We start from the raw sequence: 20847 nt of genomic DNA on the forward strand, positions 1-20847 counted from the left end.
AAACCGCTCCAGAAATCATGGTTACTATTTGGTAAGGCAAATTCACTAGATGGTCTGTCTATGGATAGCGAAACCTTCATCTACTTGCTCTGGGCCGGATTGGCAATTGCACTCATTGTAGCAGCAATCACAGATCTCAAAAACCGTCATATTTCAAACTGGCTCAATCTGGGCATTGCCCTCGGAGCACCGGTCTTCTGGATGGTCAGCGGCATGACTGTCTGGCCCGATATGATCGGACAAATCGGATTGGCGGCTATCATATTTACCATATTTGCCGGACTTTTTGCGATCGGCGCGATGGGCGGCGGCGATGTCAAACTGCTGACAGCCCTAGCCTTGTGGATGCATTGGCTGACGTTTCTGGAGTTGCTCGTGATCATGTCCATCGCCGGTGGTGTGCTCACGCTGTTAATGATGATCAGTAAGAACATCCAAAAGACAGAAGGTCCAATAAAGGTTCCTTATGGTGTCGCCATCGCCTTTGCAGGGCTTTGGACCATCTGGGGCATTACGGGGCAAAGTTCACAAACGATATTTTAACCATTTTACTCGAAAGAGAAATTGACCGCCAATGGAACATTTGGGCGGGGGCATTCAGGAGGCGTGAGACGTCATGGACAAGAAGAAAATCATTTTGCTGGTTGGCGCGCTGGTCGTTGCAGCAGTCACGGCATTACTTGCCAAGAATATGTTTGATGGTGCCTCCGCGCCGCAAGTGGCAGCGAAGAAAGCCGAAGTCGTTGGCGAGGAAGTTCTCGTCGCAACCCGCGCCCTCCCCGTTGGCACGATCATCACGCCCGGCGCCTTCCGGTTTCAACCATGGCCGGAAGATCTGATCGAAGACGTTTATTTCATGAAGGAAAGCACAGACGTTGAGTCACTCTCCGGCACCGTTGTCCGCAATGCGGTCACGGCCGGTCAACCGCTCACCAGAGGCGCGCTGGTCGCACCAGGCGATCGTGGTTTCCTTGCCGCTGCTCTCGGCCCCGGCATGCGTGCAGTGACAATTCCCGTGTCCGGCCTGACCGGCGTTGCTGGGTTTGTGTTCCCCGGCGATCGCGTGGATTTGATGCTCACTCAATCCGTACAAGGCGATGGTCCTGAACTGAAAGTTTCGGAAACCGTTATCCGGAACCTCCGCGTGCTAGCCACCGACAACCGGGTCACAGCATCGAAGAATGAAGAAGGACAGCAGATCGCCAAAAAGGCCAAGCTTGTCACTTTGGAGGCAACCCCGAAAATTGCCGAGCAGATTTCCGTTGCCCAGACCCTGGGTACGCTGAGCCTGTCTCTACGGTCACTGGCCGACAGCACCGCTGAACTGGAAGAAGCCATTGCATCCGGCGCGATCAAGCTGCCCAAAACCGATGATCCGGTCGCGGAAGCCGACATGATCCGTTCGCTGGCAGCACGGCCAAGCAGCAAAAAATCAACTTTCTCAACCGGCGGTGATGTGTCGCGCTTTGAAACGCGCTCGCCACCCCCATTGGCTGCGAAAGAAAAACCCAAAGGTCCGATAGTGCGCGTCGTACGCGGCAATACGGTCAACGAAATCGAGTTTGGAGACAAGTAATGGCCGTAGAATATGCAAAGCATAGCCGTTCGGTAAAAAAGGCAATGGGCGTAACTGTCGCTGCTGCTCTTGCCGTAACCTTGGCTACCAGCAACACCACTCCGCTCAATGCGCAGTCAGTCAATGTGTCACAGCCCAACTCCCGCATTTCCATTGCGGTTGGCCGTGGTAAGCTGATTACCCTGCCCGCTCCCATTGAAGATATCTTCATTGCCGAAAACAACATTGCCGACGTCCAAGTACGTTCCCCACGCCAGATTTATATCTTTGGCAAAAGAGGTGGACAGACCAGCCTGTATGCAACCAGCGCCTCGGGCAAGGTTGTCTACTCAGCGGAAGTCGCAGTCGGTGCAGAAATTTCGTCCATTGACCAAATGCTTGGCCTCGCCATGCCAGAAGCCAATATCGCGGTTAGCACGACCAATAACTTCGTCCTGCTGACCGGCACCATCGCCAATCCGAGTGATGCCGAAGAAGCAGAAAACCTGGTACAGGCATTTGTCGGTGCGGAGACCCGCGTTGTCAGCCGCCTGAAAACGGCCACTCCGATGCAGGTTAACCTAAAGGTTCGCTTCGCCGAAGTCAGTCGAACATTGGCGAAGGAAATTAACGGCAATCTGCTAACCCGGGATACAACCGGTGGATTCCAATTTGGTGTTTCGCGCGGCCGTTCATTTGGTTCGATCACAGATGTCAGCACCGCAGGATTTCCCAATCTCGACGCGTCGCAATTATTTGGATTGCCGGCAGGATCCGTTTCGCTCCCCTTCAATCCGGCGACCGGCCAGTTTGTAACCCAAGGTGGGACGCAATTTAGCTCTACCGCTGGATCCGGTCTCAACACCATCGAAGCAGCAGGTCGTTTGTTTGGCCTCGATATTGCTACCGCATTTGATGTGTCGGAGCGGGTTGGCCTGGTCAGCACATTGGCTTCGCCAAATTTGACGACTATTTCAGGCGAAACCGCGACTTTCCTGGCTGGCGGCGAATTTCCAATTCCGATTTCAACCGGTCTGGGTGAAGTCTCCGTTCAGTATAAGAACTTTGGTGTCAGCCTTTCCTACACCCCAACCGTGCTTTCGAACGGTCGCATTTCCATCCGGGTCGCCCCGGAAGTCTCGGAAATCACCTCCAACGGTGCAGTTGTTCTCAACGGCTTCAGTATCCCGGCGGTCTCAACGCGGAGAGCGGAAACCACCGTCGAACTGGGATCTGGTGAAAGTTTCATGATCGCTGGCCTGATGCAGAATACATATAACTCGGCAATCGACAAGACACCGGGCCTAGCGGATGTTCCGATCTTGGGAACTCTGTTCAAGTCCGACGGCTATCGCCGGAACGAAACCGAATTGATGATCGTTGTCACGCCATATCTGGTAAAACCGGTAAGCGACAGCGAGATCGTATTGCCTACTGACGGCTTCAAATCCGCCAATGACGCAGAACGGTTTCTGATGAATCGCAACCATTCGGGCAACGGCGGAGAACGTCCTAAACCGACGGTTGCTCCAGTAACACCCGAAAACCAGACCTTTGGTAGCTTTGAAACACCAGCTCCCGTCAAATCGGTCAAGAAATCCAAAAAATCAGCTGGCGCCGCTCCCGGTTTCAGCTTCGATAAATAAGCCCGATCAGGAGAGAAGATCATGCGCATCGTTTCAATGGCACTTATCACCGCCCTCGGGCTCTCGGTTACGGCATGTGGCAGCACAACCGCCAATCGCAGCGTGTATAGCGAACGCCAGCCCGTCGTTTCCAAAGAGAATTTCATTCTCGACTTGAGTGCAGGTGCTGGCGGATTATCATCATCAGAACAGAACCGACTCTCCGGCTGGCTGGATGCTCTGAGTCTTGGCTATGGTGATCGAGTTTCGATTGATGACCCAAGCTACTCGGCAAGCACGGTCGCGAAAGCAGCAGTTGAGTCCATAGTGGCCCGTTACGGTCTGCTGATCAGCGAAACCCCGCCCATTACCGAAGGCAAAGTGCCATCGGGACTGATGCGCGTTGTTGTGACGCGGACCATGGCTTCTGTACCAGGATGCCCTGACTTTGGCTATCGTAGCCATACCGATTTCCAGGGACGGACGAGCCCTAACTATGGTTGCGGCACGAACAGCACCATGGCCGCGATGATCGCTGACCCTGAAGATCTGGTCCGTGGCAATCATGCTCAAGGCGAAGATCAGACAAGGGCTTCCAAAGCCATCCGCGCCTATCGCGACAAGAATGTTGGAGGACAACAATGAACGCTCCTTGGAAACCCGGTTCGGTGAACGGACGTGATCCATTTGCCGCATTTGTGTGCGACGATGATGCGCTGGACATGCTTCGCCCTGTGGCTGAAGAAATGGGCTGGCCAACAGACAAATGTCACAAAGGCGGCCTGCGCAACGCGGTCCAGACACTCTCCGTTTCTGCGAGCCCTAATATTCTATTGGTCGACTTGTCGGAATCCGGTGACCCGCTCAACGACATTAACTCGTTGGCCGAAGTTTGTGAGCCCGGCACCATTGTGGTCGCCATGGGCCAGGTCAACGATGTTCGCCTATATCGCGATTTGATCGTCAGCGGCTTGCAGGACTATCTCCTCAAACCCTTTAGCCCGGAACAGCTTCGCGACGTTCTGGCTCAGGCTCAAGCCGTCATCAACGCACCAAAACCTGAAGATTTACAAGCGGAAAAACCACATGTTTCAACCGCAGTAATCGGCACGCGCGGCGGCGTCGGTGCTTCCACAATTTCTACGTCTCTCGCTTGGTTGCTTAGTCAGGATCGGGAACGCCTGACCGCATTGCTTGATCTGGATGTCCATTTCGGCACCGGCGCGCTGGCGCTAGATCTGGAACCCGGACGTGGTCTTACCGATGCGATCGACAACCCAAGCCGGATCGATGGCCTGTTCATTGAACGCGCCATGATCAAAGCGAACGAAAAATTGTCACTGCTTTCTGCAGAAGCACCGATTAATTCGCCGATGATGACCGACGGCACTGCTTTCTTCCAATTGCAGGAAGAGTTTCGTGCGGCATTCGATTGCACGGTGATTGATCTTCCGCGCGACATGTTGATCAACTATCCGCACCTTCTGGGTGATGTGAATGCGACCGTTATCGTGACGGAACTGACGCTGGCTTCGGCCCGCGATTGTATTCGCTTGCTGTCATGGTTGAAAACCCATGCGGCCCAAAGCAAAGTCTATGTCGTTGCCAATAAAGTACAATCTAACAATCTGGAAATTGGCCGCCAGGATTTTGAAAACTCTATCGAGCGTAAGATCGATATCATGATCCCCTATGACCCAAAAACGGCCGCGCAAGCCGCAAAATTGGGACAGGCGCTAGTCGAAGCAGGCAAATCAAGCAAAGCATCGGCGAAGATCGTTGATCTGACACAGCTCATCCTCGGATCCGTCAATGATGGCGCAGAAGATAGTGAGGTCAGCGACAATAAATCCTTCTTGGGCAAGCTTGGCGATCTGAAATCACTGCTGCCTTCCAAAAAAGTCAAAGAGGATGCTCCTGAAGCGTGAAGTCGGTGCAAACCGTCTTCAGCTTTAAAGGGATAAGAATATGGGTATGATGCAAACTGCAATATTGGGTGTCGGCGTTCTAGCGGTTTTGCTGCTGCTCATCTTGGCATTTGCTGGCCCGTCTCAGTCAGAAGCAAAGGCGCGACGTCTCGACAGCGTCAAATTCCGCCATTCTGACAGCGCCGACACGCAAGTGGAAGCGCAGATGAAAAAAGCGCTCTCGGCACGGCGTAAGACGACACGCCCAAAGGGCGACACCATGACCAGGATGGAAGCCTTGGCGATCCGGCTAGAAAAAACCGGCCACAACTGGCCGCTATCCTATTTTTTCTATGCTGCCGGCGCCTTGTTCCTGACCCTGTTCGGGCTCTTATGGCTAAAGGGCGCACCGATCCTACTCTGCCTGTCTGTTGGGCTTCTCGTCGGCGCGGGATTGCCGCATTTCATCGTCGGCTTCTTGATCAATCGCCGCATCGCGAAATTCACAGCAGCCTTTCCCGATGCAATTGATTTGCTCGTGCGCGGTCTCCGCTCTGGTCTTCCGGTCACCGAAACAATCGGCGTGGTCGCCAAAGAAATTGCAGGACCCGTTGGCGAAGAATTTCAGAAAGTGGTCGATCGGATTAAAATTGGCCAGTCCATGGAAGATGCGCTGCTGGAAGGCGCGAAACGCATGGAAACGCCGGAATTTAAATTCTTCTGTATCACCTTGGCAATTCAGCGGGAAACTGGCGGCAACTTGGCCGAAACACTGGCAAATCTTGCGGATGTGCTTCGCAAGCGCGGGCAGATGAAGCTCAAGATCAAGGCCATGTCTTCGGAATCCAAGGCTTCGGCCTATATCGTCGGGTCGCTCCCGTTCATCGTTTTCGGCCTCGTCTATTCCGTGAACCCAACATATCTGGCTGGATTCTTCTACGAAGAACGGCTGATTATCGCTGGTCTGGCAGGTCTATGCTGGATGAGCATTGGTGTGTTCATCATGGCCAAAATGGTCAATTTCGAGATTTAGGATGAAGGTGCAAGGCAAATGACCACTGGCGGCGGACCAACATTGATGGGCGTAGACGTGCTCTGGGTGGCGACAATATTGTCTGCCGTCGCGGCAATGGCTGTATTTTTCGCAATCTATACCGCGGTCACTGCGCGCGATCCGATGGCCAAACGAGTCAAAGCCCTCACCGAGCGCAGAGAACAGTTGAAGGCTGGCATTACCGCTTCAACTACCAAGAAGCGCGCAAAATTGGTGCAGCAGAACGATACGACCGACCGCATGCGGAACGTTCTATCGTCGATGCAGGTGCTGCAAGACACGCAGGTCAAGGAAGCGCAACAGAAATTGGCGCAAGCCGGTATCCGTTCCAAAGATTTTGCTTTTGTGATCATCTTCAGCCGGCTCGTTCTGCCCATTATCCTGGGCGGCGGTGCAGCATTGGCCATTTATGGCTTCGACTATCTTGCCGATTGGTCCGACATTAAACGCTTCGCCGTGTTCGCTGGTGCGACCATCTTCGGATATAAAGGGGCGGATATTTACGTCAACAATCTGATCGCAAAACGAACCGAAGTGATCCGAAAAGGACTACCCGATGCCATTGATCTGCTCGTCATTTGTGCAGAAGCCGGACTGACGGTTGATGCCGCCTTTGCCCGGGTTTCAAAAGAGCTCGGCGACGCTTATCCCGAACTGGCGGACGAATTTTCATTGACCTCAATCGAGCTGGGTTTCCTTACCGAACGACGGCAGGCCTTTGAAAACCTTGCCTATCGCGTGGCGCTTGATCACGTCAAAGGCGTCGTAACAACGATGATCCAGACAGAGAAATATGGTACGCCGCTTGCGTCTGCGCTGCGCGTTCTATCCGCGGAATTCCGAAACGACCGGATGATGCGCGCAGAAGAAAAAGCAGCGCGTCTGCCGGCCATCATGACGATCCCGCTGATCCTGTTCATTCTGCCGACCCTGTTCATCGTGATCCTAGGCCCTGCGGCCTGCTCGATCTCCGATGCAATGATGTAGCAGAGAATGAAGCCAGAAAATCAAGAGAGCGGCAACCCCATGCCGCTCTTTTTCATTCTGCGGCAATATTATCGGCTGATTCTTTGATCTTCGCCAACATCGCCGATAGTTCGGCTTTCTCGCTTGCGCTGAGCACCGACATGATCTTCTTTTCCATAGCGGTAGCAGCAGGCATGATCTGCTCATATAAATCGCGCCCTGTGGCGCTCAATAGCAGATGATGGGAGCGGCCGTCGGCGGTATTTGGACTGCGATCCAGCAAAGCCCGATCGACGAGGGTTTTCACCGCCCGATTGACGGTCACCTTGTCCATCAACGTTGCTTCGACCAATTGCCGCTGGGTCGAAGCACCCCGCGTGCCGAGAACTGACATTACCCGCCATTCCGGTATTTTCAGCCCAAAAAGGCTCTTATACTCACCAGCGATCACGTCACTGACGGCGTTGGACGTCGTCGAGAGCTGGTAGGGCAGATAATCATCAAGTTTAAAGGTCATAAGCAATATTTATTCAATTTTAGTGCGAAGTCCAATCCAAAATGTCCGAGGGAATGCACGCTCTATTATTCCGTTGCTAGATATCGCAGTCTCTATGCGGGCATTGAATAGATTTTCTATCCGTCCTTCGACCAACAGACGTTCGTTTACTGCGAAACCCAACCGGCCATCAATCGTAAGGGCGTCATCAAGGTTCCGGCTGTTCTGATCATCTTCAAACTGGCTGCCGACATAACGGAGAGATACGCTTGCGCCGGTTCCGTTCTCTTGTTCCCAGCGCATTGACGCCGAAGCATTATGCTTTGGTATTTGCGCGGGCCGGAAGCCGTCGACACCAGCGGCAGCGCCGGAGGAATTCACCTCTGCATCGACATAGGAATAGGCCGCCCGGATCGATAGATCCGCGACAAGCTCGCGCAAATCGAACTCTGTATCAATCTCGATACCTTTTGAGGTGATGCTATCCAGATTCTGGCGTTGGCGGAAAACACCGGCTCCGGAAACAAAACCGACACCGGGAAACAGACCGGGACCGCTGTCCAAGGTGACATTCGCAACTGCATTGTTCAGTTGATTGTAGAAGGCCGTGAGACCAATCGACACGTTGCCACTGTCCCAATTCACTCCGAGTTCTGCGCCTTTGACCCGTTCCGGTTCCAGCAACTCATTGGCGGCCGTAGCATCCGCACCCACCCGGAAAGGACGAAATAGTTCATTCAATGTCGGCAAGCGCCAGCCCAGATAGGCGGCACCGCGCAGCGCGAGTTGGTCAGTCACATCAAAGGCGAAGCCACCGCGTCCGGTAAATTCGCTGCCACTGCGATTGACGAATTGCGCGTCCGTCCGAACCGATCCCGGAAACGGATTGATCAGTTCAATTTCTTTGCGGAAACCATTGTCGATCGACCAGAAGTCGAGGCGCCCACCACCGGTCAGGACAAGCGCATCGCTGGCTTGCAGACTGACTTCAACAAAGCCGCCATAGGTGGCCGTGCTGCCCCCTGCCCGGCGCTGCCGGCGCGGCGTATCATTGTTCAGGAAGAAAAAATTCTCGTTGGTTGTCCCTTCGGTCCGGCGCCAGTCGCCGCCGAGCCGCAACTCGACATTGTCACCCACCGGTGGCCGCACTTCAAAGCGCGCACCAAGGCCGGTAGACGGCACGTTAAACTGTTCAAACACACGATTGACGCTGTTGCGATCCGCCGCAACGCCGCCGAAACTGACATCGAAATTACGGATCTGGACATAGGCCAAAGCGGACCATTGCCAGTCGGAATGGCGGTCGACCAGACGGATGCTGGCATCGGCGCCGTCATTGTAATTTTCGCTAAAGGCAAAGCCGCGTTCGCGATCATCGGTGAAAGCGCGAACATTGCTCTGTAGCTCCACATTATCCGACAGAGGCGCAACAAAGCGAACGGCAAGACCGGCTTGCTCATATTCCGCCGAGCGATCCACGGTACCGCGTTGCCCTTCGACAATCGGAATGAAGCCGTCACCGCGGGCATAGTTGGCGGAGATGGTCAATTGTCCCTGCCCTAGCTCTCGCCCGAACAGCAGATCGGCATCGACACTGTTGCGGCTGCCATAAGCAACGCCCAGTTCAATCAAATCGCCGACATTATCACTGAAAAGCTCAACGGTTCCGGCGATAGCGCCCTGCCCATTGGCCCCACTGCCACCACCGCGGCGGACACGGGCTTCGATCAGCGGAAGCGCATCATATCCGGGCCAAGCCACCCACCCGCCGAATGGATCGGCTTGCGGAACACCATCCAAGATTAGCGAGGCACGAGAAGAGGCGTTTCCGCCCAGCCCACGCAAAGTAATGCCCTGACTGGTTGGATTGGCAGAACGGGCATCCGATCTACGGAATTGTTGAAGCCCCGGCGTTTCTCTGAGGACATTCTCCAGTCGCAGCGGTTCCCCGAGATCAACTTGGTTGACCGAATAGACACGATCTCCCAGCGGGTTGGACAAGGATCCCCCTTCAACGACGATGGTTCGTCCGCCTGAACAGCGGGCATCATCTGAGTCATCAATGTCACATTCTGATAGCGAAGGTCCGGTTGCCACTTGCCCCCAAGCCGGAACACCAAAAAACGCCACTGATACTAGCAGCGGATACACCAAAACTGATTTTTTCATGACTTAACTATGCATCCACTTCTGATGAACCGGCATATCGTCCGGAACCCTGTGATAGTCTTGCGCATCGCACGCAAAATTGGCGCTGTCTGCTTTGCCGAAAACACTAGGATCATCCAGCGTCCCTACTTTCAGGATAACGCCCACTTCAAAGCCCGGCGCGCGCGTGGTCAAATGGGTTCCACAATCGGCGCAAAACTCCCGGGTCACACCATTTTCAAGGTCGGCCCGTTTATAGCCTTTCACCGCCCCTTTGGTGATCGCAAAGCCATCGGCGGGCATCGCCATGGCGAGCAATGAGTTGCCGCCAGTAATATATTGGCATTCCCGGCAGAAACACTCTGCCTTCATCATCGGCTCACCCTCGGCTTTGTAGCGTACCGCGCCGCAATAGCATCCACCTTCGATTTTCATGTCATTGTCCCTTCACCGCTTCTGGAGTGGCCTTTTGAAAAGCCTCTAATTCATTGCAAGCCGCGTCAATCCGAACGAGCTTGGGAAAGTCAACCAAATCCGTTTCAAACCGACGAGCATTATACATTTGTGGTACCAGGCAGACATCCGCCAAATTGGGAGTATCTCCGCCAAACAGGCCCTGTTCCGGCGCTAGTTGCTCAAGGGCCGCAAAGCCGGTTTGCATCCAATGCCGCATCCACTTCACCACGCCATTGCCATCCGCGCCAAATTCACTTTTCAGATAATTGCCAACCGCCATATTGTTGATCGGATGGATATCCGTCGCGATGATCAGCGCCTGCCCCAATATTCTCGCCCGTTCCATCGGATCGGATGATAGCATCGGAGGTTCCGGGAATGTTGCGTCCAGATAATCAATGATCGCCAGCGACTGGATGATGTCCTGCCCGTCAATGGTGAGCGACGGTACCCGCCCCTGCGGATTGATCGCTTTATAGGCCGCGCCCTTGTGATCGCCGTCAAGCAGGTTCACCGAACGCAGTTCATGCGATACGTTTTTCAGGTTCAAGACAATACGCACCCGATAGCTTGCCGAGCTGCGCCAATAATCGTGGAGAATGATATCAGTCATTAGCTGGCTTTGAAGATTGGACGGCGGAAAAGCAAGCTTGGCTATTGTTAGCCGATCGAACCGCCATCAATCGGAATATCACCCCGGGGTTCAACCGAAATCGCGCGCCCGGTCCGTTTCGCCCATAGTTCCAGCGCTTCCGGAGCCAGCTTGTTCGCCACCGCCGGATGTACTTCCAGCCGCATCGCACCCGTCCCACGATCGCGTTCAGCCTGCCGCAGCAGCTTTAGCGCAGCATTGACGGAGCGATTGGCTTGCATGATTTCCAACATCGATGGTCGCAGTTTGCGGCTGACGATTTGCATGAAGCCGAAGCCGTTGATCGCCGTCCGCTCGCAATTGATGCTCATATGTTCATCAAAAATAGCGGTCACAGCGGCGCGCTCTGCCTTGGCTTGCAGCGTAGGAAAATCCACGCCGACATTGCCGGTAATCTCGAACCGGATCAACGCCTGCGCTATCTCTTTCGCGGCGCGCTTTGCCAGTTCAAACGGCGGGAGCGGTCCATCAACATCAATCACCGTCATCGCGGGAGCGAGAGAGATCAAAAGACTTCCGCCCTCAAAATCGATTTTTCCGATTTCGGCCTGCTCAATGGCTTCGTGCCAGCCCTGTTGGGCAAACATATCCTGATCATGGGCATGCAGCTGTTTGATGGGAAGGCCCGATGCCTCAAGTTCCGCCAACAAGTCAGGGCCATCGCATAATACACTATCCGGTTCAGCGGGCCGTGCCTTGGCCCGCTTCGCCTGCCCGCCACGCTCCGCCATCGCGGCGCGAACAATCTCGACCCGGATCGTCGACCCTTCGGTCAGCCCTTTGGGAAGCGGTTGCAACAGGGCCTCCTGCCCGTCTGCCAATGTGACAATCCCGGATTTCCCTGCGACCCATTGCTGAGTGAATTTCACATCGACAACCGCGCCCGCCTTCGCGCTTCCATCTGCCCGCTCGACCCGCACCTGCACAAGCTCGTCATTTTCCAGCCGCAATGCACGGTTTTCACCGATCCCGGCCTCATAGAGCCAGCCATTGGCAAAATCAGCCAAGGGGGTAGCCCGCGCTGATCAGCAGATTGCGTGTTTCATAAAGTGGTAGGCCCATGACCCCACTATAGCTGCCCGACATCCAGGTGACGAAGGCCTCTGCCTGTCCCTGTATCGCGTAGCCGCCCGCTTTGCCGTCACCGTCGCCCGATACAATATAGGCTTCGATCTCGCTGGCTTCGAAGCGTTTGAATTTCACAATGCTGTCGGACAATTTGGTACGCGCCGTGCCATCGGCTGCGATGACACAAACCGCTGACATCACATGATGGCGTCGGCCGCTAATCAACTCCAGAAATTTGCGCTGTTCTGCAGCATCGGCAGCCTGCCCCAATATCCGGCGACCGACGGCTACCGTGGTGTCTCCAGCAACCAGAACTTCCTGATCTTCCCGTTGGACGGCAGCAGCCTTCTCCTGTGCCATGCGCACAACATAGTCGCGCGGCAATTCGCCCTCGCGGGGATCTTCATCAATATCGGGAGAGACTATGCGGTCCGGCGTAGCGCCGAGACGGCCTAACAATTCCAGACGGCGGGGACTGGATGAGGCGAGAACTAATTTCATTGAGATGTCACCTCCTCCGTTCGGGCCGTGCCTGTAAAAGCCAATACCCCAGCATCCTCAGCCAAGCTCAGGATGAACGGATGCGGCGCTATTTAAATCTGTAGGTAATACGACCTTTGGTCAGGTCATAAGGGGTCAGCTCGACGAGCACTTCATCACCAACAAGCACACGAATACGATTCTTGCGCATCTTGCCAGCGGTGTGACCCAAAATCTCGTGGCCGTTTTCTAGTTCGACCCGGAACATGGCGTTGGGGAGCAGTTCGCGAACCATCCCCTTCATTTCTAACAATTCTTCTTTTGCCATATGGCGGTGCTTTTTCCTTATTATCGCGGCAATTCCGCGCGTTGCAGAGCGCCATAACGGCAAATGTCGCAAAAGGGAAGGATTAGCTGCATCTCGCAAAATGACAAAATCTATCGTCACGTCGCAATTCCTTTGCGACAATTTAATACAAAGAAAATATACCCCTAGCGCATTTTACATGGCATTTCGGACATCTTCTCTCCCCCTTTTATCGAGTTATTGAACCAAATCATGATCCCCTCCCCCAAATTCCTGAACGCCACCTCCCCCATTGCCTTGGCAAGCATCCTTCTCGCCGCTCCCGCGAGCGCGCAAATTGCCGACACCAATTCGCCCTATGCAGATGAGGAAATTGTCGTCACGGCAGAGCTGCCACGCGGCGCCGTGATCACGGAGATACCGCCCGTGGTTGAGCTAACCGAAGACGATATTGCCAGTTTCGGCGCTTCGTCGGTGCAAGATCTGCTCGAAGCAATCTCTTCACAAACCAGTTCGAGCCGCGGGCGTGGCAGCGGTCGACCGATCGTTCTGATCAACGGACAGCGCACCTCCGGTTTCCGCGAAATCCGTGATCTGCCACCGGAAGCCATTCGTACCGTGCAGGTATTCCCGGAAGAACTGGCCCTGCAATATGGCTATCGGCCGGATCAACGGGTGATCAATTTCATCCTGAAAGACAAATATACCGGGGTCAGCGCATCGGTAGAATATGGCGTGCCGACAAAAGGCGCGCAGGGACGCTCAGAGGCAGAGACGACGATCACAAGCATCGGCAAGAACAGTCGCCTCAATATCAATCTGGAATGGCAGAATAACACCGCAATCACCGAAAGTGAGCGCGACATCATTCAGGATGCGGCCGGTGATCTGGTGAACCTGGGTGATTTTCGCACCTTGGTGGCGCCCTCCGATAACGTCGAGTTGAACGCCAACTACAGTCGAACCTTTGAGAATGGCATGGCGCTCTCACTCAACGGCGGCTATGTCTATGACAAGTCACGCGGATTGCAGGGCCTGCCCAATGCCACTCTGCAGACTGCAGGCGACCCTTTGTTTCGCTATTTCACGGAATATGGCCCGCTACGCCGGGTACAGGAAACCAACACCGCTCAGGCCGGACTGACGTTAAACGGTACGGTCGCAGACTGGCGTTGGTCGCTGACCAGCGACTATACGCGGGAGCAGGTCAATACGGACACGGATCGATCCGGCGATGTCAGCGCACTACAAGCTGCAATTGATGCAGGTTCCGTTGATCCACAGGCGGTCGACTTCGGCAATTTGCTAGGCACCCCGGTCACCGATACCGCCAAGGTGGTCGATCAAACCATTTCCAATCTTGCAACCCTATCCGGCACCTTGTTCGTCCTGCCGTCCGGCAGTGTCACAACCACCCTCCGGGGCGGATATGATCGGGAAGATTTGGATAGCCGGGAAACCCGCAGCGGAATAGTCACCATCACCGACCTTAGCCGCGATAAACTGAGCACCGGCATCAATATCGACATTCCTCTGGCGGACGAGAATATTGATGTCGCGGAAGCCATTGGCAAATTGTCGATCAACGGGAATTTAGGCTATGCAGACCTATCGGACTTCGGGGGGCTGGTGGAATTCGGATTTGGCCTGAACTGGGAGCCGCTCGACGGACTGGTGTTCACTGCCTCAGCCATTGGCGAGGAAGCCGCGCCCAGCGTCGCTCAGCTCGGCAATCCCGTCATCATCACGCCCGATGCGACGATCTTCGATTTCGTCAATGGCGAAACCGTGCTGGCGGCCATCACCACCGGCGGCAATCTGACACTGTCGGAAGAAACGCGCCGGGATATCAAACTGGCGGTCAGCTATCGTCCCGAATGGCTCGACGGGATGACCTTTCTTGGTGAATATTTCCGCAACAACAGCAAAGATGTTGCATCCAGCTTTCCACTGCTGACGCCAGAAATAGAAGCTGCCTTCCCCGATCGGGTGACACGCGATGCCGCCGGCCGGTTGATTGCGATTGACCGGCGACCGGTAAACTATGCCGATGTGAGCAGCGAACGCATCCGCTACGGCATTAATTTTTCCAAACGGTTTGGCCAACGGCGTGGCGGAAGACCCGGCGGACCGGGCAGAGCCGCACGCCCTGCTGTAGCAAGCGCGCCTGCTACACCTGCACAAGGCGGAAAACCACCGCAAGCTGCAGCCCCGGAGGGCAATGCTGAAACAGCCCCAACGGCGCAACGCGGAGGCCCGAGAGCAGCCCGTTCAGGGCCTCCAGGCCGCGGCTCCAGAGCAGGTAGCCGCCGGAGTGGCGGACGCTGGCAAGCATCAGCCTATCACACCATCCGTCTCGAAGACCGGATCACAATCCGCGATGGCGTGGATGAGCTGGATCTGTTGAACGGATCTGCTGTCGGCTCAACCGGCGGCAGCCCCCGCCATGAATTCGAGGTCAATGGCGGCTGGTTCAACAATGGCATGGGCTTTCGGATCACGGGCAAGCATCAGACCGCAACCCGCGTCAACGGTGGACTGACCGGTTCCGACCTGCGCTTTTCGGACCTCACCACGCTCAACATCCGGCTGTTCATGAACTTTGATGCTCGTGGCAATCTGACCCAGCATATCCCCATGTTGAAAAACAGCCGCATTGCTTTGCGGGTGAACAATATTTTTGATGACATCCAGACCGTGCGCGATGGCAACGGCCTGATCCCGCTCAGCTATCAGCAGGGCTATGTTGACCCTGTCGGACGCTATATCGAAATTGACTTCAGGAAGCGGTTTTAACGGATATTGTCAGTCCAGATCGTTTGGCGACAGATTCTGCGTTCGATACATCTGCATCTCCGGCCGTTCCCCAATCAAAGTGGTCAGGCGTTTGACAAAATCCTGCGATTCCGGAACCGCAAAATGCGCGGAAACGGCAGCTTCATCCTGCCATATCTCGTGAAAGAACAGGCGCGTCGTATCTTCGCAATCGACGTGGACATTATGCGATATACAGCCGGGTTCCGCGCGGGAACGAGCACTATGTTCAATACACAAGGCGACAATGTCGTCCGGGCTAGCTGCAAAGGCGGTGGAGACGGTTCCCGTGATGATAATCATAGCTTCAACGTCCCCCGGGTAGTACTTTTTGACATGAAATAGGCCAGCACCGCTGCGATGACGGTAACCATCGCTGTAAAGACCAGCGGTGAAAAGCGCAGGTCCGGCGTGGCGCTTTGCAGGACCATTCCGATCAACACAGCCGGAATCAAGGTCATCGCCAGATGTTTTAGCGCTAGCAGAAAGGGTGCAAAACCGGCTCGACTGTCGACAGCCAATCCCGGCGTAATCTTGCCCGATTTTCGCTGCGACACCGTGATCGCATAGACGATCAACGTCAGCAGCAGACTCATCAGCACCGCAATAGCAACCAAGGTTCCACCAAGATTGGGTGCGGAGTCACCAAAGGGCAGCGTTGCAGGGACAAAGGGTAGATCGCGGGTCAACCAGTAGTTGATCCCGCCCGCCAGCACGATATTCACCACCGCATCCCCGCGCGCCTGCTTCTCGACAAAGGCGTCCATGCTGATGGCTGCCGCGCTCTTGCTGCCTGCCATATTCTTTCTCCCCGTTTTGCGTAGAGAGTGACGGACGTTGAAAAAATGTCAAGCAGAACGGCGATTTACCGCCAATAGCTAGTTTTACATAAGGAGCGAAGCCGGTCCTTTTTCATTCACCGGTTTTTGACAAGCAGCTAGCTCGTGATTTTGCGCAAGACCCGCCACGCAAAGGCTTTTGCCTTGCTCCGCGCCGGAAAGCGCCCCGGCGCCTTTGGCGTTATCCCGCGCTTGCGCAGCCAGCCGTTGAAGGCGCGGGCGTCTGCTTCTTCGAAGCTCCAGTCACTGCGCCAGGTGATCGAGAGCGAAATGCTCGGCTCCGGTCCATTTTTCACATGATGCGGGGCCATGACCGGCACGAAGATCGCTTTGCCGGGCGTCAGATGATGGCGCGTGCCATCGGCGGCAAAATCATCCTGCCAGACCAGATTGCGCGGGCCGCCCAGATGATAGCCTTCGTGAATTTCATCAGCAGCAAATCGAGTTTCGCCAGCCGGGAACGTGGTCATCCATTTTTCGCCGCGCAGCTGCAGCAGGATATTATGCTCCGGATCGAAATGATAAGGCGTCACGGCATCGGGTGAAGATACGAAGATAAATCCCTGTGGCATCAGCATCTTACCGGTCTTGGCTTCCAAGATCGGCCGGATTTCGGCGAGTAGCGAGAGCAACAATGCTTCATATTCCGGCATCTGCTCGATATTCTTGAGCACCGCCCAGCTTGACGATTGATCGATCATCCGGATCGTGTCGCCAATGGTCATACCATTGTCTGGAACGTCTTCGGGCTTGATCCCAACCGGCAGGTTGCCGGGATTATATTCGACGCTCTTTGCCGGAAGCGCTTCACCCAGCTGTGCCAGTGCATCCAGCGTTAACAGTTCATGCGACGCCATCGCATGATCGAGCAATCGGGCTTGTTCAGGATAGCAGCTATCGAAATTCTGCCGCGTCTGTTCACCAAAAATCTGTGACTGGAAGTCATTCTGGCCGGATATCTGGTTCATTGCTGCGCCTCCATCGGGTCAACGATCTTGCGCCCTTTGACTTTGCCCATCAACGCCTCCGCAAATCGGACAAGCCGGAAACGCGCGCGCCTTGGCAAGCCGTTCAGTGCTATTGAAAAACGACCAATATGCCGCCGGTCGGTCCACAAGCCATCAATCATCGGATGGCCCTCGGACGCACAGCTATCAACCCAGTCGAGCGTCTCCCTGTCGAGACAGTCGAGATTTTCAATCTGCAGCAAAACGCCGGGTGAATAGCGCGAATAGCTTTCATCAAATGCGGTTTTAAACCCGAAACCGCCCCGCCCCGACAGTAGATTGATCAGCATCGTGATCGGCTTTCCGTCCAGACGCATATCCCGCCGTTCAAGCTGCCCACTTTCCGCAGCCCCGTGCATGGCGCTGCGAAAAAACGCACGGGTGGCATCGGTGCAGTCCAATGCCGAACCGACCTTCCCTTTCCATCCATCGCGCTCCAGCGCCAGAAACTCGTCAATCCAATCATCCAGACCGGTCATATCCTGATGCTGTGAGAATTGGAGGTCACCGGTTTCGCCCAAACGCCTCTGCTTGCGGAGCAGCTCTTTCCGTTTTTTCTTCCGGATTTTGGTGCGATAATATTCCTCCGAGCTACATTCTCCTTCTAGCAAGGCCCGCGCCTTGCTGTGCACCAGATCGCAATGACGCTTTTGCGCACCACAAACTGCTCTTAAGGCCTGATCCAATGGTCCGCCAACTGTCATGCCATTGATATGCAGAAAACCCGGCCAATCGCTGCGATCGAGCGCACGGAGTAACTGTTCCCAGAACAGCCGCTCAAAACCCGTCCGAACCAGCGGCGTCCCGAGGAAACAATTGTGATGCATCCAATTCTGGACATGCGCCACCGGCAAGCGCCCGAAACGATTGATGACACCAAGGGGCAGCAGACCAAGCAATTGCGACTGTCCGGGCTCTCCGGCCCATAGAAGGAATAATTTTATATCGGGATCTTGACCAAATTGGGTCAGTCCAGGACGCAGGAACCAACGCTCGTAGAATATATTCGGTTCGCTCGCCTGCTCGGCAAGGTCGGTCCATGCCTCAACGAGATTGGCGTCAATTTCGGACACCGGATGCAAGATCGCCCGAGGGTCGGATGCAGACGGACCATCACGCATATCGTCGCTTTTGATATCCTTGCCGTCCAACTGTCAGAGCCCCCATCTGTCCATCAATATTGCCATGCTTATACTGATTTCCCGTCTAGCATCCAAATTAGCGCAGAAGAGGTAAAATGTGATTAACAGGGTGCGGTGCACTCTCCACGGGCCATCACCATAAAAAACCCCGCCGAAATCGCTTCCGGCGGGGTCTTGTTTCAAACCAATAAGATCGATGTTCTAGTGAACGCCGCCTTGTGCCGCATAGAGCGCTGCGAGAAGCAGCAGTGCGACAATATTGGTGATCTTGATCATCGGGTTCACGGCTGGACCCGCGGTATCCTTGTAAGGATCACCAACGGTATCGCCGGTCACTGCAGCTTTATGGGCTTCTGAACCCTTGCCGCCGTGATTGCCGTCTTCGATATATTTCTTGGCATTGTCCCAAGCGCCGCCACCTGCTGTCATAGACAGGGCAACGAACAGACCGGAGACGATCACACCAAGCAGCAAGGCACCAAGAGCCGCAAAGCCATTGGCTTGCCCAGCAACCGCCGTGATCGCGAAATATACCACGATTGGAGCGAGTACCGGCAGCAGAGATGGCAGAACCATTTCTTTAATCGCAGCCTTGGTCACCAGATCCACGGTCCGGGCATAGTCCGGACGCGACGTGCCATCCATGATGCCTTTGTCAGCAGCAAATTGTGCGCGAACGTCTTTCACAACGTCACCCGCAGCGCGGCCCACAGCGGTCATGCCCATGGCTCCGAAGAGATATGGCAAGAGCGCGCCGAGCAACAGACCGACAATCACATAAGGATTTTCAAGGCTAAAGCTGACTTCGAGGTTCGGGAAGAACTCCTTCAGATCAGCGGTATAAGCCGAGAACAATACCAGTGCCGCCAGACCGGCAGAACCAATGGCATAGCCCTTGGTCACAGCCTTGGTCGTGTTACCAACAGCATCCAGCGCATCGGTTTTATCCCGCACGCTGTCTTCCAGACCGGACATTTCAGCAATGCCGCCCGCGTTGTCGGTTACCGGACCATAAGCATCCAGCGCCACAACCATACCGGCCAGTGCCAGCATCGAGGTTGCACCAAAGGCGATACCGATCAAACCAGCAAGCTGATAAGCGACGACGATACCAACCACGATGACCAGCGTCGGCAAGGCCGTTGCTTCCATCGAAATTGCCAGTCCCTGGATCACGTTCGTGCCGTGGCCGGTTTCTGATGATTTGGCGATCGACCGCACCGGACGATATTCCGTACCGGTATAATATTCGGTGATCCAGATGATCAGGCCGGTAACAGCCAGACCAACCATCATCGACCAGAACAAGGCCATGCCGGTAAAGCCACCAGAACCATCAAGCGCGGTTCCGATAGGCGTATCCATGTCACCCAACGTCCGCATGGTGACATAATAGATGGCCGGGATCGAAAGGATCGCCGTGGTCAGGAAGCCCTTGTACAGCGCGCCCATGATGTTTGTGCCGCTACCCAGACGGACCATATAGGTGCCGATGATCGACGTAATGATGCAAGCACCACCGACGATAAGAGGCAGAGACATAAGGTCATAGAGCATTGCGCTACCGACGAGGTCACCAAAGAGCAGTGCCAGCAGCACCATCGTGGCACCAACGGTCACAACATAGGTTTCGAACAAGTCAGCCGCCATGCCAGCACAATCGCCAACATTGTCGCCCACGTTATCCGCGATCGTTGCAGGGTTGCGTGGATCATCCTCCGGGATGCCCGCTTCAACCTTGCCGACCAGATCAGCGCCAACGTCAGCCGCTTTGGTAAAGATACCGCCGCCCAAACGCGCAAAGATCGAAATCAGCGAAGCACCGAAGGCCAGAGCAACCAAAGCGTCAATAACCGTACGGTCATTGGCAGCCATGCCCATCTGGGTCGTCAGCACGTAGAAGAAGATCGAGATCGCCAACAGAGCGAGACCGGCAACCAGCATGCCGGTGACTGCACCAGCGCGGAACGCGACGGTGAGACCGGTTTGTAAGCTGTCGCTAGCACCCTGTGCCGTGCGGACATTGGCGCGAACCGAAATGTTCATACCGATATAGCCCGCGACGCCCGAAAGAATGGCGCCCAACAAGAAGCCAACCGTCGAGATCGCCCCCAAGAATATGTAGACCAGAACCGCGACAACGATACCGACGATACCAATTGCGCGATATTGGCGGTTCAAATAGGCTTGTGCACCTTCTTGAATTGCGCCCGCTATAGATTGCATTTTTTCATTGCCGGCAGGTGCATTGAGCACTTGGCGGCTGGTTATAAAGCCATAAACAATGGCGATAAACCCGCATAAAATTGAAATGGTGACAACGGTCATCGC

20 protein-coding genes are annotated in these 20847 nt (G+C 55.0%); 8 read left to right on the forward strand and 12 right to left on the reverse strand.

Features of this window, described 5'->3' with window-relative positions; all coding sequences use genetic code 11:
* Positions 1-60 precede the first annotated feature (60 nt).
* From ABJG22_RS12770 to ABJG22_RS12800, 7 genes are all read left to right on the forward strand, one after another.
* Positions 61-543 (forward strand): prepilin peptidase, encoded by a 483-nt coding sequence (locus tag ABJG22_RS12770; RefSeq protein WP_348020651.1) that lies wholly within the window; start codon positions 61-63, stop codon positions 541-543.
* Between the two features lie 73 nt (positions 544-616).
* A complete protein-coding gene (cpaB, locus tag ABJG22_RS12775; protein WP_348020652.1) occupies positions 617-1576 on the forward strand; it encodes a Flp pilus assembly protein CpaB in 960 nt (319 codons plus the stop codon).
* On the forward strand, positions 1576-3201 hold the full coding sequence (locus ABJG22_RS12780; RefSeq protein WP_348020653.1) for a type II and III secretion system protein family protein: 1626 nt from the start codon (positions 1576-1578) through the stop codon (positions 3199-3201). The genes cpaB and ABJG22_RS12780 overlap by 1 nt, the downstream gene beginning before the upstream one ends.
* 21 nt (positions 3202-3222) lie before the next feature.
* A complete protein-coding gene (locus ABJG22_RS12785; RefSeq protein WP_348020654.1) occupies positions 3223-3825 on the forward strand; it encodes a CpaD family pilus assembly protein in 603 nt (200 codons plus the stop codon).
* Entirely contained in the window at positions 3822-5108 is a 1287-nt protein-coding gene (locus tag ABJG22_RS12790) for a pilus assembly protein CpaE (RefSeq protein ID WP_348020655.1), read from the forward strand. The genes ABJG22_RS12785 and ABJG22_RS12790 overlap by 4 nt, the downstream gene beginning before the upstream one ends.
* A 40-nt stretch (positions 5109-5148) precedes the next feature.
* The gene (locus ABJG22_RS12795) at positions 5149-6120 is read left to right on the forward strand and encodes a type II secretion system F family protein (RefSeq protein WP_348020656.1); all 972 of its coding nucleotides are present in this window, start codon (positions 5149-5151) and stop codon (positions 6118-6120) included.
* Positions 6121-6138: 18 nt separating this feature from the next.
* On the forward strand, positions 6139-7128 hold the full coding sequence (locus ABJG22_RS12800) for a type II secretion system F family protein (RefSeq protein ID WP_348020657.1): 990 nt from the start codon (positions 6139-6141) through the stop codon (positions 7126-7128).
* Between the two features lie 52 nt (positions 7129-7180).
* Here ABJG22_RS12800 and ABJG22_RS12805 read toward each other — a convergent pair whose 3' ends face one another.
* From ABJG22_RS12805 to infA, 7 genes are all read right to left on the reverse strand, one after another.
* On the reverse strand, positions 7181-7624 hold the full coding sequence (locus ABJG22_RS12805; protein ID WP_348020658.1) for a MarR family winged helix-turn-helix transcriptional regulator: 444 nt from the start codon (positions 7622-7624) through the stop codon (positions 7181-7183).
* A gap of 9 nt (positions 7625-7633) precedes the next feature.
* On the reverse strand, positions 7634-9772 hold the full coding sequence (locus ABJG22_RS12810; RefSeq protein WP_348020659.1) for a TonB-dependent receptor: 2139 nt from the start codon (positions 9770-9772) through the stop codon (positions 7634-7636).
* 3 nt (positions 9773-9775) lie between these two features.
* Positions 9776-10186: a GFA family protein gene (locus ABJG22_RS12815; protein ID WP_348020660.1), complete on the reverse strand. Its 411-nt coding sequence runs from the start codon at positions 10184-10186 to the stop codon at positions 9776-9778.
* A gap of 1 nt (position 10187) precedes the next feature.
* Positions 10188-10820, reverse strand: a complete 633-nt coding sequence (gene maiA / locus ABJG22_RS12820; RefSeq protein ID WP_348020661.1) for a maleylacetoacetate isomerase — start codon at positions 10818-10820, stop codon at positions 10188-10190.
* A 47-nt stretch (positions 10821-10867) separates the two neighbouring features.
* On the reverse strand, positions 10868-11866 hold the full coding sequence (locus ABJG22_RS12825; RefSeq protein ID WP_348020662.1) for a ribonuclease E/G: 999 nt from the start codon (positions 11864-11866) through the stop codon (positions 10868-10870).
* Positions 11859-12428 carry a nucleoside triphosphate pyrophosphatase gene (locus tag ABJG22_RS12830; protein ID WP_348020663.1) on the reverse strand — a complete coding sequence of 190 codons (570 nt, stop codon included), beginning with the start codon at positions 12426-12428 and terminating at the stop codon, positions 11859-11861. The genes ABJG22_RS12825 and ABJG22_RS12830 overlap by 8 nt, the downstream gene beginning before the upstream one ends.
* 88 nt (positions 12429-12516) lie before the next feature.
* Positions 12517-12735, reverse strand: coding sequence for a translation initiation factor IF-1 (gene infA, locus ABJG22_RS12835; RefSeq protein ID WP_066742521.1), 219 nt, complete (start codon positions 12733-12735; stop codon positions 12517-12519).
* 231 nt (positions 12736-12966) lie between these two features.
* Between infA and ABJG22_RS12840 the strand changes: the two genes are divergently transcribed.
* Positions 12967-15510, forward strand: coding sequence for an ABC transporter ATP-binding protein (locus ABJG22_RS12840; protein ID WP_348020664.1), 2544 nt, complete (start codon positions 12967-12969; stop codon positions 15508-15510).
* A gap of 9 nt (positions 15511-15519) precedes the next feature.
* On the opposite strand, the gene ABJG22_RS12845 is transcribed toward ABJG22_RS12840, so the two are convergent.
* The 5 genes from ABJG22_RS12845 to ABJG22_RS12865 all read right to left on the reverse strand — a co-directional run bounded on the left by ABJG22_RS12845 (position 15520) and on the right by ABJG22_RS12865 (position 20844).
* Positions 15520-15831, reverse strand: a complete 312-nt coding sequence (locus ABJG22_RS12845) for an antibiotic biosynthesis monooxygenase (RefSeq protein WP_348020665.1) — start codon at positions 15829-15831, stop codon at positions 15520-15522.
* Positions 15828-16328, reverse strand: a complete 501-nt coding sequence (locus ABJG22_RS12850; protein ID WP_348020666.1) for a hypothetical protein — start codon at positions 16326-16328, stop codon at positions 15828-15830. Before ABJG22_RS12850 ends, ABJG22_RS12845 begins: the two co-directional genes overlap by 4 nt.
* A 137-nt stretch (positions 16329-16465) precedes the next feature.
* Complete coding sequence (locus ABJG22_RS12855; RefSeq protein WP_348020667.1) at positions 16466-17335, reverse strand: transcriptional regulator; 870 nt, start codon at positions 17333-17335, stop codon at positions 16466-16468.
* Positions 17332-18525 carry a GNAT family N-acetyltransferase gene (locus ABJG22_RS12860; RefSeq protein WP_348020668.1) on the reverse strand — a complete coding sequence of 398 codons (1194 nt, stop codon included), beginning with the start codon at positions 18523-18525 and terminating at the stop codon, positions 17332-17334. The genes ABJG22_RS12855 and ABJG22_RS12860 overlap by 4 nt, the downstream gene beginning before the upstream one ends.
* 192 nt (positions 18526-18717) lie before the next feature.
* Positions 18718-20844, reverse strand: coding sequence for a sodium-translocating pyrophosphatase (locus ABJG22_RS12865; protein WP_348020669.1), 2127 nt, complete (start codon positions 20842-20844; stop codon positions 18718-18720).
* Positions 20845-20847 lie beyond the last annotated feature (3 nt).

This window comes from Parasphingorhabdus sp. (assembly GCF_039939955.1).
Lineage (GTDB): Bacteria > Pseudomonadota > Alphaproteobacteria > Sphingomonadales > Sphingomonadaceae > Parasphingorhabdus.

Coding starts and splice junctions, on each gene's coding strand:
- ABJG22_RS12790 (WP_348020655.1), top strand. CDS start 3,822: ATGAACGCTCCTTGGAAACCCGGTTCGGTGAACGGACGTGATCCATTT.
- ABJG22_RS12845 (WP_348020665.1), bottom strand. CDS start 15,831: ATGATTATCATCACGGGAACCGTCTCCACCGCCTTTGCAGCTAGCCCG.
- ABJG22_RS12795 (WP_348020656.1), top strand. CDS start 5,149: ATGGGTATGATGCAAACTGCAATATTGGGTGTCGGCGTTCTAGCGGTT.
- ABJG22_RS12785 (WP_348020654.1), top strand. CDS start 3,223: ATGCGCATCGTTTCAATGGCACTTATCACCGCCCTCGGGCTCTCGGTT.
- ABJG22_RS12800 (WP_348020657.1), top strand. CDS start 6,139: ATGACCACTGGCGGCGGACCAACATTGATGGGCGTAGACGTGCTCTGG.
- ABJG22_RS12865 (WP_348020669.1), bottom strand. CDS start 20,844: ATGACCGTTGTCACCATTTCAATTTTATGCGGGTTTATCGCCATTGTT.
- ABJG22_RS12830 (WP_348020663.1), bottom strand. CDS start 12,428: ATGAAATTAGTTCTCGCCTCATCCAGTCCCCGCCGTCTGGAATTGTTA.
- ABJG22_RS12850 (WP_348020666.1), bottom strand. CDS start 16,328: ATGGCAGGCAGCAAGAGCGCGGCAGCCATCAGCATGGACGCCTTTGTC.
- ABJG22_RS12780 (WP_348020653.1), top strand. CDS start 1,576: ATGGCCGTAGAATATGCAAAGCATAGCCGTTCGGTAAAAAAGGCAATG.
- ABJG22_RS12810 (WP_348020659.1), bottom strand. CDS start 9,772: ATGAAAAAATCAGTTTTGGTGTATCCGCTGCTAGTATCAGTGGCGTTT.
- infA (WP_066742521.1), bottom strand. CDS start 12,735: ATGGCAAAAGAAGAATTGTTAGAAATGAAGGGGATGGTTCGCGAACTG.
- maiA (WP_348020661.1), bottom strand. CDS start 10,820: ATGACTGATATCATTCTCCACGATTATTGGCGCAGCTCGGCAAGCTAT.
- ABJG22_RS12805 (WP_348020658.1), bottom strand. CDS start 7,624: ATGACCTTTAAACTTGATGATTATCTGCCCTACCAGCTCTCGACGACG.
- ABJG22_RS12840 (WP_348020664.1), top strand. CDS start 12,967: ATGATCCCCTCCCCCAAATTCCTGAACGCCACCTCCCCCATTGCCTTG.
- cpaB (WP_348020652.1), top strand. CDS start 617: ATGGACAAGAAGAAAATCATTTTGCTGGTTGGCGCGCTGGTCGTTGCA.
- ABJG22_RS12770 (WP_348020651.1), top strand. CDS start 61: ATGGATAGCGAAACCTTCATCTACTTGCTCTGGGCCGGATTGGCAATT.
- ABJG22_RS12815 (WP_348020660.1), bottom strand. CDS start 10,186: ATGAAAATCGAAGGTGGATGCTATTGCGGCGCGGTACGCTACAAAGCC.
- ABJG22_RS12855 (WP_348020667.1), bottom strand. CDS start 17,335: ATGAACCAGATATCCGGCCAGAATGACTTCCAGTCACAGATTTTTGGT.